Source organism: Rahnella sp. BIGb0603 (genome assembly GCF_024808755.1).
Classification (GTDB): Bacteria; Pseudomonadota; Gammaproteobacteria; order Enterobacterales; family Enterobacteriaceae; genus Rahnella; species Rahnella contaminans.
The window spans coordinates 26,346-44,940 of record NZ_JANUEX010000005.1 but is presented as its reverse complement, the minus strand read 5'-3'; the positions used below and the strand labels follow the sequence as shown (position 1 = coordinate 44,940).

17 protein-coding genes are annotated in these 18,595 nt (G+C 51.6%); 9 read left to right on the top strand and 8 right to left on the bottom strand.

Annotated elements, in window-relative coordinates:
* Positions 1-452: 452 nt before the first annotated feature.
* A complete protein-coding gene (locus M2403_RS14380; RefSeq protein WP_259229689.1) occupies positions 453-1,559 on the bottom strand; it encodes an ABC transporter substrate-binding protein in 1,107 nt (368 codons plus the stop codon).
* Positions 1,560-1,790: 231 nt separating this feature from the next.
* Between M2403_RS14380 and M2403_RS14375 the strand changes: the two genes are divergently transcribed.
* Positions 1,791-2,285 (top strand): DUF523 domain-containing protein, encoded by a 495-nt coding sequence (locus M2403_RS14375; protein WP_259229688.1) that lies wholly within the window; start codon positions 1,791-1,793, stop codon positions 2,283-2,285.
* Positions 2,286-2,487: 202 nt separating this feature from the next.
* On the top strand, positions 2,488-2,970 hold the full coding sequence (locus tag M2403_RS14370; RefSeq protein ID WP_259229687.1) for a glutathione peroxidase: 483 nt from the start codon (positions 2,488-2,490) through the stop codon (positions 2,968-2,970).
* A 141-nt stretch (positions 2,971-3,111) separates the two neighbouring features.
* On the opposite strand, the gene M2403_RS14365 is transcribed toward M2403_RS14370, so the two are convergent.
* Positions 3,112-3,489 carry a hypothetical protein gene (locus tag M2403_RS14365; protein ID WP_165060094.1) on the bottom strand — a complete coding sequence of 126 codons (378 nt, stop codon included), beginning with the start codon at positions 3,487-3,489 and terminating at the stop codon, positions 3,112-3,114.
* Positions 3,490-3,721: 232 nt separating this feature from the next.
* On the bottom strand, positions 3,722-4,600 hold the full coding sequence (ampR, locus tag M2403_RS14360; protein ID WP_259229686.1) for a LysR family transcriptional regulator AmpR: 879 nt from the start codon (positions 4,598-4,600) through the stop codon (positions 3,722-3,724).
* Between the two features lie 164 nt (positions 4,601-4,764).
* Here ampR and ampC point away from each other — a divergent pair, with 164 nt between their 5' ends.
* Positions 4,765-5,850, top strand: coding sequence for a class C beta-lactamase (gene ampC / locus M2403_RS14355; protein ID WP_259229685.1), 1,086 nt, complete (start codon positions 4,765-4,767; stop codon positions 5,848-5,850).
* A gap of 142 nt (positions 5,851-5,992) precedes the next feature.
* Here the strand turns inward: ampC and M2403_RS14350 are convergent, their stop codons facing one another.
* Positions 5,993-6,382 (bottom strand): hypothetical protein, encoded by a 390-nt coding sequence (locus tag M2403_RS14350; protein ID WP_259229682.1) that lies wholly within the window; start codon positions 6,380-6,382, stop codon positions 5,993-5,995.
* A gap of 159 nt (positions 6,383-6,541) precedes the next feature.
* On the opposite strand from M2403_RS14350, the gene M2403_RS14345 reads away from it, so the two are divergent.
* The 3 genes from M2403_RS14345 (at position 6,542) to M2403_RS14335 (ending at position 9,046) form a co-directional block, all read left to right on the top strand.
* Positions 6,542-6,796, top strand: a complete 255-nt coding sequence (locus M2403_RS14345) for a ParD-like family protein (RefSeq protein ID WP_104925134.1) — start codon at positions 6,542-6,544, stop codon at positions 6,794-6,796.
* Entirely contained in the window at positions 6,789-7,589 is an 801-nt protein-coding gene (gene map, locus M2403_RS14340) for a type I methionyl aminopeptidase (RefSeq protein ID WP_259229675.1), read from the top strand. Before M2403_RS14345 ends, map begins: the two co-directional genes overlap by 8 nt.
* 104 nt (positions 7,590-7,693) lie before the next feature.
* Complete coding sequence (locus tag M2403_RS14335) at positions 7,694-9,046, top strand: glycoside hydrolase family 10 protein (protein WP_405047828.1); 1,353 nt, start codon at positions 7,694-7,696, stop codon at positions 9,044-9,046.
* Positions 9,047-9,109: 63 nt separating this feature from the next.
* Here M2403_RS14335 and M2403_RS14330 read toward each other — a convergent pair whose 3' ends face one another.
* From M2403_RS14330 to M2403_RS14315, 4 genes are all read right to left on the bottom strand, one after another.
* Complete coding sequence (locus M2403_RS14330; RefSeq protein WP_217153009.1) at positions 9,110-9,655, bottom strand: PadR family transcriptional regulator; 546 nt, start codon at positions 9,653-9,655, stop codon at positions 9,110-9,112.
* 107 nt (positions 9,656-9,762) lie between these two features.
* Positions 9,763-11,493 carry a tannase/feruloyl esterase family alpha/beta hydrolase gene (locus M2403_RS14325; RefSeq protein WP_217153010.1) on the bottom strand — a complete coding sequence of 577 codons (1,731 nt, stop codon included), beginning with the start codon at positions 11,491-11,493 and terminating at the stop codon, positions 9,763-9,765.
* A 237-nt stretch (positions 11,494-11,730) separates the two neighbouring features.
* Entirely contained in the window at positions 11,731-12,543 is an 813-nt protein-coding gene (locus M2403_RS14320) for a siderophore-interacting protein (protein ID WP_152326617.1), read from the bottom strand.
* 175 nt (positions 12,544-12,718) lie between these two features.
* Positions 12,719-13,330, bottom strand: coding sequence for a TetR/AcrR family transcriptional regulator (locus M2403_RS14315; RefSeq protein ID WP_152326618.1), 612 nt, complete (start codon positions 13,328-13,330; stop codon positions 12,719-12,721).
* A gap of 425 nt (positions 13,331-13,755) precedes the next feature.
* Between M2403_RS14315 and M2403_RS14310 the strand changes: the two genes are divergently transcribed.
* The 3 genes from M2403_RS14310 (at position 13,756) to M2403_RS14300 (ending at position 18,579) form a co-directional block, all read left to right on the top strand.
* Entirely contained in the window at positions 13,756-16,128 is a 2,373-nt protein-coding gene (locus tag M2403_RS14310) for a TonB-dependent receptor domain-containing protein (RefSeq protein ID WP_371819759.1), read from the top strand.
* Positions 16,129-16,651: 523 nt separating this feature from the next.
* Positions 16,652-17,689: a TRAP transporter substrate-binding protein DctP gene (gene dctP, locus M2403_RS14305; protein ID WP_152326621.1), complete on the top strand. Its 1,038-nt coding sequence runs from the start codon at positions 16,652-16,654 to the stop codon at positions 17,687-17,689.
* Positions 17,690-17,916: 227 nt separating this feature from the next.
* Positions 17,917-18,579: a DUF3313 domain-containing protein gene (locus M2403_RS14300; protein WP_259229669.1), complete on the top strand. Its 663-nt coding sequence runs from the start codon at positions 17,917-17,919 to the stop codon at positions 18,577-18,579.
* Positions 18,580-18,595: the final 16 nt, after the last annotated feature.

Sequence of the window (18,595 nt, the reverse complement as noted above, 5' to 3'; positions counted from 1 at the left end):
TCCCTTAAGTGATAGTCCATGATCTGACTAACAAGGGGTTGTTAACTTCTATGACCTTTAGTCAGTAGCAGAGTGAAAACATTATGTATCAAAAAAGGGGGTGCGGTAGGATTTGACCTTAACCCCGTTAATTAATACATCGTGATGTTAGTAATGCCTTAATCAGTTGTGAGAACAATTGCTAACTTCCGCTCCTCGCTCATCGCGGACGATTCACTTCAGCATTTACATTCCGTGCCATCAGCGAACGTTACTAACATTGTTCCGTGTAAATCTATGGCAGCCGATCAGAGATACCGGAGATGGCAGAGAGTTTTGTACTGACAAGTCAGTGGGTAAGAAACTGCCCAAGAGCGGTAAAAAGAAGCCGCAACGCCCGGCGTTACGGCTTCCGTCAAAAGCTTAACTGACAAGCATTAGGAGATAATCCGGGCTTATTTTAACGACAAAGATCAGTGTTGTCCGCCGCTGGCCGATAACGCAAAGGTGCCCACCGGCATAACTGGCAGGTATTTTTGGTAATAATCGTGATAGTTTTTCACCGGATCAATATCCTTAAATAAATCTGGATAAAGAGATTTAGCGATGAACTGTACCATTGTGAAATCGACCAGCGTACGAGATGCGCCCTGATATACACCGTAGAGTTTGCCATTCTGAATCGCCGGTAATGAACCCCAGCCGTCACGGTGGGCGAACCCGTTAAGTTTAGCTCTTGCTGTGGCTTCATTGACGCCGATGCCCATTTCCAGTGCTGTATCAACTTTATTGTTTTCCCTGCCGGAAATAAAAATGACATCCGGTCTGGCGACCAGCAACTGCTCAGGATTAATTTCGCCCCACTGTTTAACAAAAGGCGCTGCTATATTTTCGCCGCCTGCAAGACGCAGCATCACGCCCCACATATTTTCACCATAGGTGAAGGAATACTCCGCCGGACCTTTATTACCAAACTCAATGTAGACTTTTGGCTTAGGCAGATTTGCCTGTCTGATCCTGTCTTCAATCAGTGTGATGTTATTTTTATAAAGCAGGGCCAGCTCATTGGCGCGGTCAGTCTGGCCGGTTAATATCCCGATTATTTCCGTAGATTTCACATGATTTTCTACCGTCTGATCATTGTAATCGAGCACGACAACCGGAATATGCAAGTTCTGAAGTTGCGTGACTTCATACTTCAGCGCCGCGTACTGCCAGCTGGCCAAAATGACCACATCCGGCTTCAGGCTGATTAACTTTTCCAGTGACACATTGTGCAGGTCGATTTCGCCAATATCCGGAATGTCGGCAATGGAAGGACGGTGTTTAATATACATATCCCAGTTCGCAGGCACTTTGCCATGCCAGGCTTCACGCGAAATGCCGACAATATGATCAAACGCCTGTTCACCCCCCACCGCCATATAATCTTCGAAATAGAAACCCAATACCGCCCTTTTCACCGGCGTCTCTAAGGTTATTTTATTTCCCAGCACATCCGTCAGCGTGGTGGTGGCGGCACTGGCCTGACCGGTTATTGCAACGGACAATATGAAAAGCAAGCCTTGAAGTAACTTCATTTAATTCCCTTAGGTATTGTGTGATTATTATCTGAGGCCAAAATTTATATTTATAAAAACAGATTTATCAGATTTTAATTTAACTTAAGTTGCCAAAAAAGATTGAAAATCCCGCTCTGTCACTACCACCGTATTATTCCCATAACATTTCCTGAAATTCAATAAATTGAAAAGTGTAAAAAGAGGAGATGTTATAATCCAGGCATTCATTTGCACTCACAGACGATAACGATGATGAATAAAATACTGGTAAGTGCTTGCCTGATGGGGTTCAAAGTGCGCTACGACGGAAGCGAGAAAGCACAAATGACCGATCAGTTGCAGCGCTGGCAAAAAGAGCAGCGTCTGGTGATCCATTGCCCTGAACTGGCTGCCGGATTGCCAATTCCACGTCCTCCGGCGGAGATTGTTTCTACTGATGGCAAAGACGTCATACAGACGCAGATCAGAATACATGAAATTACGGGGCAGGACGTCACTGAGCATTATCAGCTTGCCGCCTGGCTGGCACTACGTACCGCTCAGGAGTCAGGTTGTACCGCTGCACTGTTAACCGACGGCAGTCCAACATGCGGTAGCCAATTCATCTATGACGGTTCATTTAGCGGCCAGCGTAAGTCAGGTATGGGTGTCGCAGCTTCGTTACTCACAGAACACGGGATAGCCGTGTTTTCTGAGAAGAGGCTGGCCGATCTCATGGCCTGGATTGATGAGAAAGAACGCTGAACATATTTTTCATTGAGGTATGAACAGGAATTAGTTTTTTGTTTATTAATGGCGTCACACCTTCTCAGGCCAATTTGTGCCACAACACAATAAAGGATCGTCAGGTGTTTCCGGCAAATGAACGGCTCTTGAGCAGGTCAAAGGTGGCCTGTTGGTTGTTTGTTTTGGTTCGATTTTGCAAAACTGCTCTGAGGATACTGACATGACCATCTTTCATCAACTTACCGCCACCCGCCTGGATGGCCAGCTCATTTCTATGGCCGACTATGCTGGCAAACTGGTTCTGGTGGTGAATACCGCCAGCCATTGTGGCTTCACACCACAATACGCAGGGCTTGAAACACTCTACAAGAAGTTCGCCGCCTCAGGTCTGGTGGTGCTTGGCTTCCCCTGCAACCAGTTCGGTAATCAGGAACCCGGTGGTGCCGACGAAATCGCGCAGACCTGCCACATCAACTATGGTGTGAGCTTCCCGATATTTGAGAAAGTAGAAGTCAACGGTGCAACTACGCACCCGGTATTTCGTTACCTGAAAGACCAATTACCCGGCGTGCCGGGTGGACGGATCAAGTGGAACTTTACTAAGTTCCTGATCGGTCGCGACGGCAAACCGCTCAAACGTTTTGCCCCATTCACCTCCCCAGAGAAAATGGAACCCCTCATTCTTGCTGCACTTGAAATCTAAGTGTTCCCGTCATTCAAACCGTCCATATTTAGAGATATTCCGGAAAACTGATGTCTGCTTAAAAAAAGGCTTAACGTGAGATATTTTCCCTTTTGCAAGCAGCCCCGTCTTTTACTCGCTAATTACATCTGGATTTAATCATCAAAAACAGGCTTGTTCAGTTATGCGTTTTCCCACCAATACCACTTTGAAGCTTTGGGGGTCGACATTGAGTACCGCATAGCGTATTTGCGGACAAATCAGTTCTAAGCTTCGTTTGCTACAATCAAGCTGTATTAAAGTGCGTGGGCCGGATTCGGTTTGCACCCTATTGGTCTCAGGATAGTCGCTGCAATCAAACCCTTCTTTACTTAATTTTTCTTTCGCCGCATCCATGCTCATTCCGATAAGATTCAGGTTCCCGACTTCTCTGGCATGCGATTTTTCAGAAACCCGGGTCAGTACGCACCCGCTCAGTAATTGAGCGAAGAGTAAGAAGAATATAAGGATAAATATCTTTTTATGGTTTGTTCTCTGCATCAGGCGACCCTTTAGGTTTATACCTTTGAGCAATATTGTCAGATATTGCAATAAACAGATTGAGGAGTAAAACTCAAAACTCTCCGCTCAAAACCTGCATAAACTCTGCGGGTGATTATCACAGGCAATGATTTTACCCCCTCCGGATACTGAAACAATTAAATGTAAGGCTTCTTTTTCGACCTTCTTCTTCTAGTGCTCAACAATAACACCCTGACACAGCTCTCCTATTTCATTCCGCACTAAATTGCGCACTTAACCAGCTGGAGAACGCCTTCATAGCGGGACTTTCGGCGCGCGTTTGTAACCGTGTCAGCCAGTAGCCTCCGAGGTTGATTTCAGCGGCAAAGGGGCGGATGAGTTTTTCCGTTTGTAAAAGGTGATTGAAAATCTTACAGGGGGCGAGCGCAATGCCTGTCCCCATCAGCGTGGCTTCGATCATGGTCAGTGATGAGTCAAATATCATCACAGGTTGCGCGGGAGAAGGTGGATGTTCATTAATGCTTTGCAACCAGTGGCTCCATTCATCACGGCGAAAAGAGCGCAGCAGGGTAAATTTGTGCACATCGGCAGGATGCTGCAACTGGCGCGCAATCGCGGAAATACACAGCGGCGACAGGGGGGCATCGCAAATAAACTGTGCCTCTGTGCCGTGCCAGGCACCGCTACCGAAGCGAATGGTGTAATCGTGACCTTCCGCAGCAGGATCAACGCGATTATTGTGGGTGGAAAGTTGCAGTTCAATGTGCGGGTGATGGTGGTTGAAATCATCCATTCGCGGCAACAGCAAGCCGATGGCAAAGCTTCCTACCACACCCACTTTAAGTTTTTCCCGTACTTGCCCTGCCCAGAAACGATCCAACGTATCAGCAATACGATCGAAAGAATCATTTAATACCGGCAGCAGACTTTCGCCTTCCGGGGTCAGCATCAGTCCGCGTGAAACACGCACAAACAACGGGCAGCCCAGCTGCTGTTCCAGTGATTTCACCTGTTGGCTGACCGCCGCATGAGTGACATGCAGCTCTGAGGCCGCATTAGTAAAGCTTAGATGGCGGGCGGCGGCTTCGAATGATCTCAGGGCATTTAAAGGGATGTAAGGGCGAACCACGATTTCACCTGTAAGTTTTTCTTTTACCAGCCCCTAAAATTAACAGTTTGTTGCAATCTGTCAAACTGGGCAAAATTCAGGTGGGACAACAAACCATAAGGTTAAAAACAGTGAAGTTAATTTCTAAAACGTTGATAGCGACGGTATTGGCCTCTGTGTGCTCAATGAGTAACGCAGCCGCCCCGGATGTGGAAACTACCGTGAGCCAGGCGATAAAGCCTCTGATGCAGCAGCAAGGCATTCCCGGAATGGCGGTCGCGGTGGTGGTTAAAGGAAAGCCCTACTACTTTACCTGGGGCATGGCTGATGAAGCACAAAAGCGTCCGGTCACAGAAGACACCCTCTTTGAACTGGGCTCAGTGAGTAAAACCTTCACGGGTGTTTTGGGTGGCGTCGCCGTGACGAAAGGCGAGATTGCGCTTACGGATCCGGCCAGCAAATACTGGCACGCACTTAACACACCGCAGTGGCACGACATCACGCTGCTTCAGCTGGCGACTTACACCGCAGGTGGCCTGCCGTTGCAGGTCCCGGATGCCGTCACAGATGAGAAGGCATTGGTACACTTCTATCAGCAGTGGCAACCCCAATGGTCACCCGGAACCGCGCGTCAGTATGCGAACAGCAGTATCGGTCTTTTTGGCTTTTTAGCGGTCAAACCTACCGGACTTTCCTTTGAGCAAGCCATGCAACAACGCGTATTTACGCCTTTAAAGCTCAGCCACACCTTCATTACTGTGCCGGATTCTGCCAAAAGCGCTTACGCCTGGGGTTACCGTGAGGGTAAGCCCGTTCGTGTATCGCCGGGTATGCTGGATGCAGAAGCCTATGGGGTGAAATCTTCGATAAAAGATATGTCGCGCTGGATGCAGGCGAATATGGATCCGCAGGACGTGGCAGATAAGACGTTACGGCAAGCTTTGGATCTGGCACAAACGCGTTTTTATCGCACCGACGCACTCAATCAGGGGCTGGGCTGGGAAATGCTTGACTGGCCAGCTCAGGCTGAGCTGGCAGTAAACGGCGCAGATAACCAGATCGCGCTGGGCCCGCAACAGGTACGGAGTGCGCAGTCGCATCCGCGTGTAAATGCATCATGGGTTCACAAAACCGGAGCGACGGGCGGATTTGGTGCCTATGTGGCTTTTATTCCTGAAAAACAGGCAGGCATCGTTATGCTGGCGAATAAAAATTACCCCAACACTGAGCGGGTAAAAGCCGCGATGCAAATTTTAAAGGCATTGCAGTAATCAGCAATAAGACGATGCGGCACTCCTGTATGAAACCCCGTAACAAACGGGTACCTGTCTGAAATTAAAAAAACCTCCGTTTCTCAACGGAGGCCTTTTCGCTGACAGTCAGTCATGAATAACGACGTGCCCCGGACACAGCTTATTTCGTCGCGCTGGACGCCAGGCGGATCTGAATATCGTTATCGAGGTTGTTCACCCAATGGTTGTAGCTGCGGTGAATTTCACCTTTCTCTGCCAGCAGGTTGGTACTTACCACATAATTAATGGTGTAACCGGTGGTGTTATAGGTGATGCGGATATCCGCTTTGTGTTCACGGTTATTCAGGTGGCCGTTAATCACGCCCGGCGCGCCATCCGTCATTATCCAGCCGCGTTTCTGCCCGGCGTCGATAATCGCCGTGCGGATCTGATTTTCTGAATTATGCGTGGTCAGCGTGGTGTGCGGCGTTAATACCGGCTCGGTACGCGCGCAACCGGAAAGTGCCATGACACAGACAAGCCCAATAAGTAACTTACTTGTAGATTTCATGTGAACCTTATTGATGTGTTTTATACGATAAGAAATTGAAAACTGGCCACAATATACGTCAACGCCGGAAAGGTGTCATGAGCGGCACAGGTTGAGCTGCGGCTTTTTTCCGGTTAGTATATAAAACATATATGTTTCGTATACTACTGAGGCACACTTATGGGCATCATCAAGATTTCAGAACTGATGCATGAAAACTTACGCATCGCCAGCCTGGCTTATACGCGTTCGATCAATGCACAGGCCGAACACTGGATGAAAATTGGCATGTTAATGGAAACCCATCCGGACATGACTCACAGCGAAATCTCCCGGCTGCTGGTGCGATGCAGCATGGAATCCGATGAGAACACCGACAGTTTCCGTACGCTGTTAAACGTGGGCGGCACACACAGGAAGGCAAGTAATGAATAGTGGTTTAGACAGCGCGTATTTTGTTAACAATAACCGGATGATCAAAACGCCGGAAGGGATCAGCAAAGCCCGCATCGCAGGCAAACTGGCCGCCCGGGTTTTGCATATGATCACGCCTTACGTTGTGCCCGGCGTCACGACCAATGAACTGGACCGCATCTGCCACGATTTCATCGTCAACGAATTGCAGGCGATCCCGGCCAATATCGGCTATCACGGTTATCAGAAAACGACCTGTACCTCCGTCAATCATGTGATTTGCCACGGCATTCCGTCCGATAAAGCGCTGAAGAAAGGCGATATCGTTAACATCGACGTCGCGCTGATCAAAGACGGCTGGTACGGCGATACCAGCCGCATGTATTACGCCGGTGAGCCGGGCATTCTTGCCCGCCGTCTGACGGATACCACGTATGAAGCCATGATGGCCGGCATTGAAGTCGTCCGCCCCGGCGCCACGCTGGGTGACGTCGGTTATGCCATTGCCGCCGTCGCGAAACGCGAAGGTTTTTCCATCGTGGAAGAGTATTGCGGCCACGGCATTGGCATGGGTTATCACGAAGACCCGCAGGTGCTGCATTATGGCGAAAAAAACCGCGGTCTGGTTTTGCAGGAAGGCATGCTGTTCACTATCGAACCGATGCTGAACGCCGGTAAAAAGCAGAATAAAGTGCTGCCCGACGGCTGGACGGTGGTCACCAAAGATCACTCGTTGTCCGCACAGTGGGAACACATGGTAGCCGTGACCAAAGATGGCTACGAAATCCTGACGCCGTGGCCTGAGCACGAATAAGCGGAATTTTTACCGCATCCGGATCATGCCCGATGCGATGATAAGCGCCTGACTGGTTGACTTTAATTCGAATACTACGAAAATGTTTTCATTCGAAAAACGACATGAAAGTCCCGGAGTTTATCATCGCTTCTTCCCCTGTTTTGCCCTTCGCAACTCCGGCTAAAAAGTCAGGCGTTCTTATTGCCATGGCGCTGTTACTGGCGAGTTGTTCATCCGCGCCGCCGAAATCACTGGTCACGCCGCTGCCGCCGGTCGCAAAGCAACCTCTTGCGCCTAAAGGTGAGCAGAATAAAGAACCGGTGCGCGGCGTCTGGCTGGCGACGGTTTCCCGTCTCGACTGGCCACCGGTGTCTTCGGTGAATGTCAGCAGCCCCGCACAGCGTATCAGTCAGCAGAAAAAGTCCCTCACCGACAAGCTCGATAATCTGAAATCGCTCGGCATCAATACCGTATTCTTCCAGGTTAAACCGGACGGCACAGCGCTGTGGCAATCCAAAATTTTGCCTTGGTCCGATATGCTGACCGGCACGATTGGCGAAGACCCGGGTTATGACCCGCTGAAATTTATGCTTGATGAAGCGCACAAGCGCGGCATGAAAGTGCATGCGTGGTTCAACCCGTACCGCGTTTCGGTGAATACCAAACCTTCAACGATTGCCGAGCTGAATCGTACATTGTCACTCAGTCCGGCGAGCGTTTATGTGCTGCACCGCGACTGGATCCGCACCGCAGGCGATCGCCTGGTGCTTGACCCCGGCATTCCTGAAGCGCGTGACTGGATCACCAGCATCGTGGCCGAAGTCGTTACGCGTTATCCGGTCGACGGCGTGCAGTTTGATGACTATTTCTATGCCGAAACCCCTGGCTCGGCGCTCGATGACAGCATGACGTTCAGAAAATACGGTCAGGGATTCAGCTCAAAAGCGGACTGGCGTCGCCACAATACGCAGATGCTGATCGAACAGGTTTCCCGCACCGTCCGCCAGCTGAAACCGGGCGTTGAATTCGGCGTCAGCCCTGCCGGTGTCTGGCGTAATCTGTCGTTCGACCCTGCCGGTTCCGACACACGCGGCGCGGCGGCGTATGACGAAGCCTATGCCGATACGCGTCTCTGGGTGAAACAGGGTTTGCTCGATTACATTGCGCCGCAGCTTTACTGGCCTTTCTCCCGCAAGGCGGCCCGCTATGACGTGCTGGCGAAATGGTGGGCGGATGTCGTGAAACCGAACAACACGCGCCTGTATATCGGTATTGCGCTGTATAAAGTGGGCGAGCCGTCGAAGAATGAGCCTGAATGGACCACCGGCGGTGGCGTACCGGAGCTTAAGAAACAGCTCGATATGAATGAATCGTTACCGGGCATCAGCGGCACCATTCTGTTTCGGGAAAATTACCTGAACCAGCCGCAAACGCAGGAAGCCGTGCGTTACCTGAAAAGCCGCTGGGGCCATTAAGCCAGCGCGGATAAAACAAAAAAAGCCCCCTGCAATGACGCCGGGGGCTTTTCGTTTTCAACCTTAACTGCGCTCAATTTCTTTGGTTGCGCGATCTAACGCATCGGTGATTTTATACAGCGTTTCCTGTTCGATCGGCCCTTTCGCCAGCCTTAAATTCAGCGCTGAACGGATATTATTTATCGCCCTTTGCATTTCCGGAATGCTGCGGTTATTTGACAGGATCGCCAGCGAATGCAGCCGCTCAGTCACCGTCGCCAGTAATTCATCCTGCTGGTTAAGCAATATCACACCTTCTGCGGTGATCGTATATTGCTTCTTCCCGCCTTCTTCCTGATTCGCCAGAACCAGTCCCTGATCTTCCAGAAAAGTCAGGTTCGGATAAATAATACTGGCGCTCGGGGTGTATTCCCCTTTGGATAGCTCTTCGATGGCTTTGATCAGTTCATAACCGTGGGCGGAACGCTGTTGCAGAAAATGCAGCATTAATAGGCGGATATCACCGGTTTCGAACATTCTTTCACGACGGTGTTTTTTCGCAGCAATACAGTTTGCTTTGTTGCCGGATCCGGCGGGAGGACGGTCGTTGCCCAGAGGATTATTTTTCATCAGAACCATGGTTAAAATTGCGTAAAGATATCCCCTAAAGATAACGGGTTAAGCCCCCGATCACAATCTCCCCTTCACGTGCGAAGGGGAGCGTTTTTATGATGGCATTAGTTCATGAAAGTAAAAGGCTTATAGAAATCTTCGCCCAGCCAGTGATAAGCCGCAGGCTGCGTCGCCAGCGGCTTGCGCACATAGCTGGCGGCAGAATTCACATCGCCTTTGCCGCTGTACACTGCGTAATCCGGGTACGGGAAAACCGGGCGAGAAGCGGTATCTGCCGGGATTTTCTCCAGACGGATTTCAGTTGCTGGCTTTTTACCGCGTTCCGGCAGCGGTTGCCCGAACGACGTTTTCTGCTCTTTTGCCGCCTGATACGTGGTGATGTTATCCGGCGCAGTGCCCTTTTCCACCCAGTTCATCATAGGTGTGAGGAAATCCACCAGGCTCGGGCCTTCACCGCCGGAGCAGTGATGCACGCCCGGCAGTAGATACAGACGCTCAAACTGATCGCGGCTCGCCGCCCCCATGACGTTGCCGACGGCCTGATGATAAGCCACGGAATTGAGCGGTGAAATGTGCTGATCCGCCCAGCCGTGCCAGATAATCAGCTTGCCACCGGCGGCTTTAAACGCCGTCAGATCCGGGTTGGTCGCGTCATAAAGCGGATGCATTTTGCGCAGTTCGTCAAACGCCGCTTCGGTGAACTTCACGTCTTTTAACGTAAAATCCGCTGGCGGATTTTTCTCGTAATTCATGTATTTAAGCGACGACAGCGCGATCATCTGGCTGAAAATCGGGTCGCTGGCTTTTTCCGGCACAAAGACACCTTCCCACGCCAGTTCTGAACCCGGCATCGGGCCGCCGACAATCAGTTTTTTGCCGGTTTTCGGATCTACAGGCCCCGCATACAACCGGTTCAGCGCCGTCAGTTCTGCGGTGGATAAACACGATCCCTGCGGCGTGGCCGGATCGGTTTTACACGCCAGAACCGAGGTGTCGAAATGGCAACTTTGCGGGTCGGCAATCAGGCCATCGGTCTGACCATCCCGCGCGTCGCATTGTTTGAGCACGGCGTTGTGGATCAGCGGCAAACGCGCGGCCAGCAGCACCGGTTTGCCGTCAGGCCCGGTATTGGAAAGCGCCTGCCAGGCGTGATAAACCGCATTCTGCGACTGGAAATTCATCGCGGCGGCACCGGCAATAATCCCGTTGAAATCATGCGGGAAGCGCTGCGCTTCCATCAGGGCTTCACGGCCACCGTCCGAGCAGCCGTTAAAATAGGAATACGCAGGCGCGCGGCCATAGAAAGCCGTGATCAGCTTTTTCGACACTTCCGCCGTCAGATGCTGGCTGCGGTAGGCGAAATCCACGCGTTTCTGAGGATCCTTACCAAAGTCACCTTCCTTCATGGAATGGCCCATGTCGGTGGCGGCCAGAACAAAACCGTTGGTATTTAAGGGCGTACAACCCGCTGCTGCGCCGATTTGCAGCTGAATATTCCCGCAAAGGCCGCCGCAACCGATTTGCATATAGCGTTGCTGCCACGATGAAACCGGCAGGATCACCTGAAAACCGATCTCAGGATGCAGATTGCCATCGACTTCACAGGCCGCTGCGCCGTTCACGGTGATTTCTTTGGCAGTCGTGATCCGGCTGCCTTCGCCGCCAATGTCGGTCAGCGAAACGTCGGCAAGTTTTGCGCAGGACATCACCGGCCTGACCACCTCCCGCGCAGGCGCTGCGGGATCAGCAGCGATACTGAAAGAGGAATATCCGGCTAACAGCAGAGGTAACAGACAAAGCGCCCGCCAGCGCCCGTTGAGGCTTTTTAATTTCATAACCATTCCTTTGAATAAAGATTCAGAATTTGTCATAAGAATTATAATGATGGCAGAAATAATAAATAATGGCGTTCAGGGCGGCTGCCGTAATGATTTGCGCGGCAGTTGCAACAAAGTATTAATTCGTAGCGACTGAAATAAAAGACCGCAGATAACAGGGAAAATACGTTCTGTTATCTGCGGGAAAATATTCCGTCACGCTTGACAGGGGTAAATCAGTTCCGGCGCAGAAAATTATTTCGCGTGCCAGTACGCCACGCAGCGGACAAAGTTTGCATCCAGCCCGCGGGTTTCGGTGAAATAATCACTCAGGCCTTTGACGAATTTCCCTTCGCCGGTGGCCCAGACGTAATAGTCATTTTCAGGCAGCATCAGACTTTTCAATTTCTGCACAACCGCATCATCTTCGCGATAGCCATTATGCTCATCGCTGACGATCCACTCGACGTTGAAATCTTTTGCTTCATCCAGATAACTGATGCAGCTCACGTCCTTCACTTTCACCAGTACGGTGATTTTTGCGTTTACAGCCGCCTCTTTCAGTTCACGCAGGCGGCGCTTTACTGCCGGAAGACCGGTTTCATCGCAAAGATACAGCTGCCACCGGTAGGTCGTCGGAATAATCAGGGAACCGCGCGGCCCGCCAATGATCAGTTTATCCCCCGGTTTGGCATTGTCGGCCCATTCGCTGGCCACACCGCCGTCATGAATATAAAAATCCAGCGTCAGTTCGTTAGTTTGCGCATCAAAATGCAGCGGTGTGTATTCACGGTTAACCGGACGCGGGCCTTCGCCCCAGGCAATGCCGTCTTCTGTGGCGGTCGGCGGAACAATCATGTCGCCCGGATTTGCCGGGAAGAACAGTTTGATGTGATCATCAAAACCGCGGGACGTAAAACCTTTCAGCTCGTCGCCGTTCAGTACAATGCGTTTAAAACAGCCGGAAACCGTTTCCGCGCTTTTTACCGTGATGTGGCGGAAAACCAGTTCGTTCTTAACGCGCACCGGCAGGTTGGCGGCGGAAGATTCAGTGCGTTTGTGTTCCATATTTTTTCTCTCAAGGTGGCGAAACTTATCATCGCGAGCCCGCTCAGGACGTGAATGATTCTCAATTCAGTGAAAGATATATCTTAGTAATATTTTATGCAACGACTTCAAAAAAAAACCGACCATCGTGAAGAAGGCCGGTTGGCGGTTTGTGCAGCAGAACGCACCGGGTGGATTAACGCACCGCGCCGCGCAAAAACATATCGACGGCGCTGCTCACCATCTGGCGGATTTCCGCAATTTCCAGCGGTGCCGGATTACGCTGATAGACGCGCGTGTTGGTTTGCGCCGTCACCAGCGCCAGAAACTGTAAGGCGCGCAGATGCGCATCGGCCTGCGCCAGTTGCCCTCGCTCCATCGCACTGCCCAGGAATTTTGCCAGGATATCGACGCTCTCCCGTGGCCCGGCGTCATAAAACAACGTGCCGATTTCGGAATGCCCGGACTCGGCGATCACCATGCGATACACCGCCAGCGCGGAGACATCATTGGTCAGCACCAGCAACATTCTTTCACCAAAACGGGTGAGGATGGTTTCAAGATTGGCATCCGCCCACGTTTGGGTCAGATCGCTGACGGCGTCGGAAAGATGCCCGGTGGCATAGGCTTTCACCACCGCCACCAACAACGCTTCTTTCGACGGGAAATAGCTGTAGAGCGTGGCCTTTGAACCGCCGAGACGCCGGGCGAGCTCATTCATTGACGCGCGTTCGTAACCGGTTTCCTGAAACAATTGCGCTGCGGCATCGATAATCGCCTCCCTGCGGGCTTCGGTGCGGACTTTCATCTTCCCTCCTGACGTTGCTATTACGGCCACGGCCAAAAACCGTCGCGGCGAAACTGTACAGTACAGTTCCCTGATGTCCCCACTCTAACGACGGGTTTGTGCCTTGTAAAGCGACCGGCGTAGCCCATTTTTCAGAACGAAGTGCAAAGATTTCGTTAAGAAGCGCATTTTTATTTACCAATTTGTTGATAACAATTATCAGTATCATTATCATTCGCACAAAGCTGAAATGGGTAAGGACGGTAATTAAACCCATATTTTATAAGGACAACGGCTTTTTCACGGAAGATTAAAGCAGATGACAAGCGCGTCTGAATTTGTCGAAAGGCAGTAAATGCGAGCAGAACTTAAAAAAATTAGTGCAGGACTAAAAACAAATGTTCAAATCCTTTACACAGCAGGGTTTGGTGAAAAACGTCATTTTCATGGGGACGATTCTCACCACCACCTTTAACGTAAACGCAGCGGAAGCCGTTAAAGACAACACCGATCTGGCACAGAACAAAGCGCAATCTACAGAAACCATCAAAAAGAAACCGGTGGTGCGCAGTGCGAAGGATCTGGCACAGAACAATGAAGAAGTGATGACCGTCACCGAGACCCTGCCGGATAAAACGCCGGGCTCAAAAACCACCATCACTGCGGCTGAAATGCAAAAACGTGGCGGTAACGATTTCGGTACCATCATGCGTTATGAGCCACTGATCACCGCGACCGGCTCAAGTGGCGGTTCCGGCAACGGCAAAAGCGGCTTCGACCGCAGCGGTTACACCGGCTATAACATTCGTGGTCTGGAAAGCAACCGCGTCAGCATCGACGTTGACGGCATTCCACAGCCAAGTGCTACCGGCCGCAGCTACGCCAGCCGCGCTGGTTTAGGCACATCCGGCATCGGCCGTGATTACATCGACCCGTATATTTACGGCCAGGTGGATATCGAATCCGGCGCAACGTCAGCCGAACGCGCCAACACTTCCATCGGCGGCGCCGTTTCCTTCCTGCCAAAAACCGCAGACGATTACCTGCGTCCGGGCAAAGAAACCTATTTCGGTTACCAGTCTGATTATGATTCTTCAGACCGTTCATGGCACAACGGCATTACTGCCGCTGCCGGTGACGAAACCCTGCGTGGCCTTGTGGCGATCAGCCGCCGCGACGGTCAGGAAACCAGCAACAACAGCGGGACGCACGACGCTTATCCGGCGAACTGGCACTCTAACGCCATCATGACGTCCGGTATCTGGCAGCCAAACGACGAACATAAATTCACCGGCACGCTCGATTACTACGAGAAAATCAATCACACCCATTACGACGCGTGGAACAGCGCTGGCAGCTCCATTCTGGGTACCGCACAGCAGCAAAGTAACACCCGCCGCTGGGGCGCAAGCCTGAAAGACGAATGGACACCGTTCAACGATTTCGCTGACGCCGTGGTCTCCAAAGTCTATTACCAGTACACCCAGGCGCATGACAACACGTACATGCCGAACGCCAGCAAAGAGATGATGAACGTCTATTCCGATTACGACGTCAGCACCTATGGCGCGGAAACCAGCTGGCTCAAAACGCTGGGTCGCCACGAGCTGAGTGCCGGGATCAACGGTCGCATCTCTAACACTGAACGTCCGTTCCGCGAAAGCCCGGACCAGAGTGTTTACACCACCATCATGCAGCCGGAAGCCAACAGCCGTTCTTACGTTCTCGGCGGTTTCCTGCAAGACACCATGAAGTTTGACCTTGACGGCCATAACTTCGGCATCGTGCCTGCGGTGCGTGTGGCGTACCAGAATACGAAAGCGACAGACCTGTCCGATTTGTCTAACAGCACCGTGTCTGAAAGCCAGGTTTCTACTTTGTACGGTAAAGCCAACTCCGATACGCAGGTTCTGCCATCACTGGCATTCACGTATGACATCACGCCTAAGCTGATGACTTACCTGCAATACCGTCGCGGCGCACAGTTCCCGGATGCCAGCCAGCTTTACGGCTCCTGGAACCTCGGTTCTTCTTATGCCGGTTCTCAGCAATATGCGCTGATCGGTAATACCAATCTGAAAACCGAAACCAGCAACAACTTCGAATGGGGCATGAAAGGTGAAGCGACCGAAGGCGTGACCTTTAAAACGGCCGTGTTCTACAACACGTACAAAAACTTCATCGCTAACACCCGTTACACCCGCGCAGGCAGCCCGGGCATGTTCACCAACGTGCCTTCCAATATTTATACGATTTATCAGGCCGAAAACCGCGATGAAGCGTTTATCTACGGTGGCGATCTGAGCACTAAAATCAACTACGGTACGTGGTTCAGCAGCGTTGACGGTCTGAGCACCAGCTTCGCACTGGGTTACGCCAAGGGTGAATCTAAATCCAGCTACGCGGGTGACAAATACGTTGATATCGACAGCGTTCCGCCAATGAAATTTGTAGCCGGTGTGGCATGGGATGATCCGTCAGGCATCTACGGTACGGCGCTGACTGCAACCTTCGTGAAAGGTAAAAAAGCCGAAGCGACCAACCGTCAGAGCTACACCAACGCCGGTACACCGATCACGGATTCCACCACGGAATACATGAATGTTCCTGGCTACGGTTTGCTTGATGCAACGGCCTACTGGAAAGTGGCGAAAAACGTAAAACTCAGCGGCGGCGTCTATAACATCACCGACCGTAAGTACTGGGATTACCTGAGCAGCCGCAACCTGACTGAAACCACCAATCAGGATGCATACAACAAAGCGCTGGCCGTGATGCCAGGCCGCAGCTTCCAGCTGGGCGTGAATGTCGATTTCTAAGCGATAATTCATCACCGAAAACCTGAGCGCTATGTGAAAACATGGCGCTTTTTTATGTTTCAAGATGCAGGTTATAGCCAATACCCCACGGCCATCTGGCAGATTTTTTCATCGTTTCCCGGGTGCTAGTTTTTAATCTCCATCCATGCTGTCCCAAAGCGAAAGGAAATAAAAAAATGCCGATTACCCGTACTCAGGGGACTGCATTCCCTCATATTTATCTGCCAAATAATACTCAGAAACAGTCCGCCTGCAGCGTGATTGCCCTGTTGCAATATGCCGGTATCTGGCGGGCTGCGGGGCAACGTCGAACCACGGTGTCATGCGTGTCGATATGCAGGGGCATATTCCGGGTTCCGTTCCGTAATGGCTTCTGAGATGTTTTTTTAACGCCCCTGTCGCTTTTCGCAGAGGCGCTTTTGTGTCTGATTATCAGCAAATAAATGGTTGCCGCGCACAACAGCCCACACCGGAAACGACTAGACTCCCTGTTTTCCTCATCATCATTTCACTGAGAGATTACATGGAATTAATCAGAAAACCGCTCGCGCTGGTGCTCGCCCTGTTGCTGTCACCCGTCTGCGTAAACGCCACCACCCTGCTGAACTACACCGATCATGAACCGCTGGGTGGCACGCGCACCCGCTTCATCAATGACGTTTTCTTCCCGGCGATTGAAAAAGAATCACAGGGTCGTCTGAAAATTAACGCGCACTGGGGCAGCGAACGGGCGACCGGTTATAACGCGCTGAGCGTAATCAGTGAGGGTTCAGCAGCGGATATGGGCACCGTTGTGCCGGAATACGCGGCCAAAGATCTGCCGCTGCATCAGATTTTTAAAAGCTTTCCCGCCGGGCCGACCGGTGACCGACAGATTGCATTCTTCCGCCGCGTTTACGCCGAAATTCCGGCTTTTCCTGCCGAGTTACATCACGAAAACGTCGTGAACATTTTCTTCGGCACCGGTTATCCGGTGGCGTTTTTCAGCACGCATCCGCTGAAAAATCTGCAAGATATCCGGGGCACGACGTGGCGTTCAGCGAGTTTCTGGCATCAGGATTTTCTGCGAAATGCGGGCGCGAAGCCGGTAACAATGCCGTGGGGCCCGGAAACGGTGAAAGCGTTTCAGACCGGCGCGCTGGACGGCATTATGGTCAACGTGGACAGCGGTTATGACCTGAAAATTCAGAAAATGGCACCGGAGGTTTTAGTCTCGCGCGAGCTGTGGCTCGGCCACGTTTATCTGCTGGTGATGAATGAAAAGGTCTGGAACGGGCTGGCGAAAGCCGATCAGGATGCCATTCACCGCGCCGCAGAAACTGCCTACAAAACTGCCGGTCAGGTGATGGACAAAGGCTATATAAACCAGCTGGATGCGCTGCGCAAAGACGGCGCAAACGTCCGCGAACTTCAGCACAGCGAAGTGGAACACTGGCAAACGGTGAGCCGTTATCCGGAGATTCAGGCCGCGTGGGCAAAAGAGCAAACCGCAGCAGGCGTGACACAGGCGGCTCCGGTGCTGGAAAAAGTCCGCGCAATTTTGGCAGATGAGATGAAGTAATTAAATCGCTCCGGCAGAGGTGACCACCTTTGCCGGAACCCGTTTGTTCGCCCTTCCCCGCAAACCGCTATTTGCCACACTTCCTCTTTTTTACTTTCATAACTGAACCCACCTGTACATTTTCTTGACAGGAGAATTGTCTTACCCCATAAATGTACCGTACTGTACGGTTTAATGAAAAAGTAAACCGACATCCCGCTGCATTTTTTCATAAGAAGGTAAGACGTATGTCTGCGTTAACAAACAGCTATCCGCTGGCAGCTTTGATTTCTTTAGGTTTATTAACGGGGTGCGCGAGTACCCAGCCTGTGCCCTACACCGGGGTCACTTCTTCTTCCCGGATGAAACCTGACACGCAGGATGAATCCGGGCATATCGCTTTCAGCTACAACACGCCGGTCGACTGGAATAAATATTCCCGCGCCATTGTGGATCCGGTGGTGATTTATCAGGGAGCAGATGCCCAGTTTGATGACGTTTCTCCTGAACAAAAACAACAACTGGCGGCGCATATGCAGCAGGTCTTCGGCAAAAGCGTGGCGGAACGGTTCCCGCTGACCAACGCCATCACGCCGGGAACCTTGCGCATTCGCCTGACGCTGACCGGCGCGGAAACCAGTACGCCGTTTGTCGGCACGTTCACACGCTTTGACCTGATGGGCGGGCCGTACAACATCGTGCAGTCAATCCGCGGCAAACAAGGGTCGTTTACCGGCTCGGTGAGTTATGCGGTGGAAATCTACGATGCGCCGACCAATCAGTTGCTCAAATCCTATATTTCACGCCAGTACCCGAACTCGCTGAACATCGGGGCGACTTTTGGCGCGCTGAGTGCGGCAGAAACCGGGCTGGAGAAAGGGGCGGATCAGTTGCAGGAACAGCTGAAATAACCGGCTGAATCAGAAA

Coding starts and splice junctions, on each gene's coding strand:
- M2403_RS14380 (WP_259229689.1), bottom strand. CDS start 1,559: ATGAAGTTACTTCAAGGCTTGCTTTTCATATTGTCCGTTGCAATAACC.
- M2403_RS14375 (WP_259229688.1), top strand. CDS start 1,791: ATGATGAATAAAATACTGGTAAGTGCTTGCCTGATGGGGTTCAAAGTG.
- M2403_RS14370 (WP_259229687.1), top strand. CDS start 2,488: ATGACCATCTTTCATCAACTTACCGCCACCCGCCTGGATGGCCAGCTC.
- M2403_RS14365 (WP_165060094.1), bottom strand. CDS start 3,489: ATGCAGAGAACAAACCATAAAAAGATATTTATCCTTATATTCTTCTTA.
- ampC (WP_259229685.1), top strand. CDS start 4,765: ATGAGTAACGCAGCCGCCCCGGATGTGGAAACTACCGTGAGCCAGGCG.
- M2403_RS14350 (WP_259229682.1), bottom strand. CDS start 6,382: ATGAAATCTACAAGTAAGTTACTTATTGGGCTTGTCTGTGTCATGGCA.
- M2403_RS14345 (WP_104925134.1), top strand. CDS start 6,542: ATGGGCATCATCAAGATTTCAGAACTGATGCATGAAAACTTACGCATC.
- map (WP_259229675.1), top strand. CDS start 6,789: ATGAATAGTGGTTTAGACAGCGCGTATTTTGTTAACAATAACCGGATG.
- M2403_RS14335 (WP_405047828.1), top strand. CDS start 7,694: ATGAAAGTCCCGGAGTTTATCATCGCTTCTTCCCCTGTTTTGCCCTTC.
- M2403_RS14330 (WP_217153009.1), bottom strand. CDS start 9,655: ATGAAAAATAATCCTCTGGGCAACGACCGTCCTCCCGCCGGATCCGGC.
- M2403_RS14325 (WP_217153010.1), bottom strand. CDS start 11,493: ATGAAATTAAAAAGCCTCAACGGGCGCTGGCGGGCGCTTTGTCTGTTA.
- M2403_RS14320 (WP_152326617.1), bottom strand. CDS start 12,543: ATGGAACACAAACGCACTGAATCTTCCGCCGCCAACCTGCCGGTGCGC.
- M2403_RS14315 (WP_152326618.1), bottom strand. CDS start 13,330: ATGAAAGTCCGCACCGAAGCCCGCAGGGAGGCGATTATCGATGCCGCA.
- M2403_RS14310 (WP_371819759.1), top strand. CDS start 13,756: ATGGGGACGATTCTCACCACCACCTTTAACGTAAACGCAGCGGAAGCC.
- dctP (WP_152326621.1), top strand. CDS start 16,652: ATGGAATTAATCAGAAAACCGCTCGCGCTGGTGCTCGCCCTGTTGCTG.
- M2403_RS14300 (WP_259229669.1), top strand. CDS start 17,917: ATGTCTGCGTTAACAAACAGCTATCCGCTGGCAGCTTTGATTTCTTTA.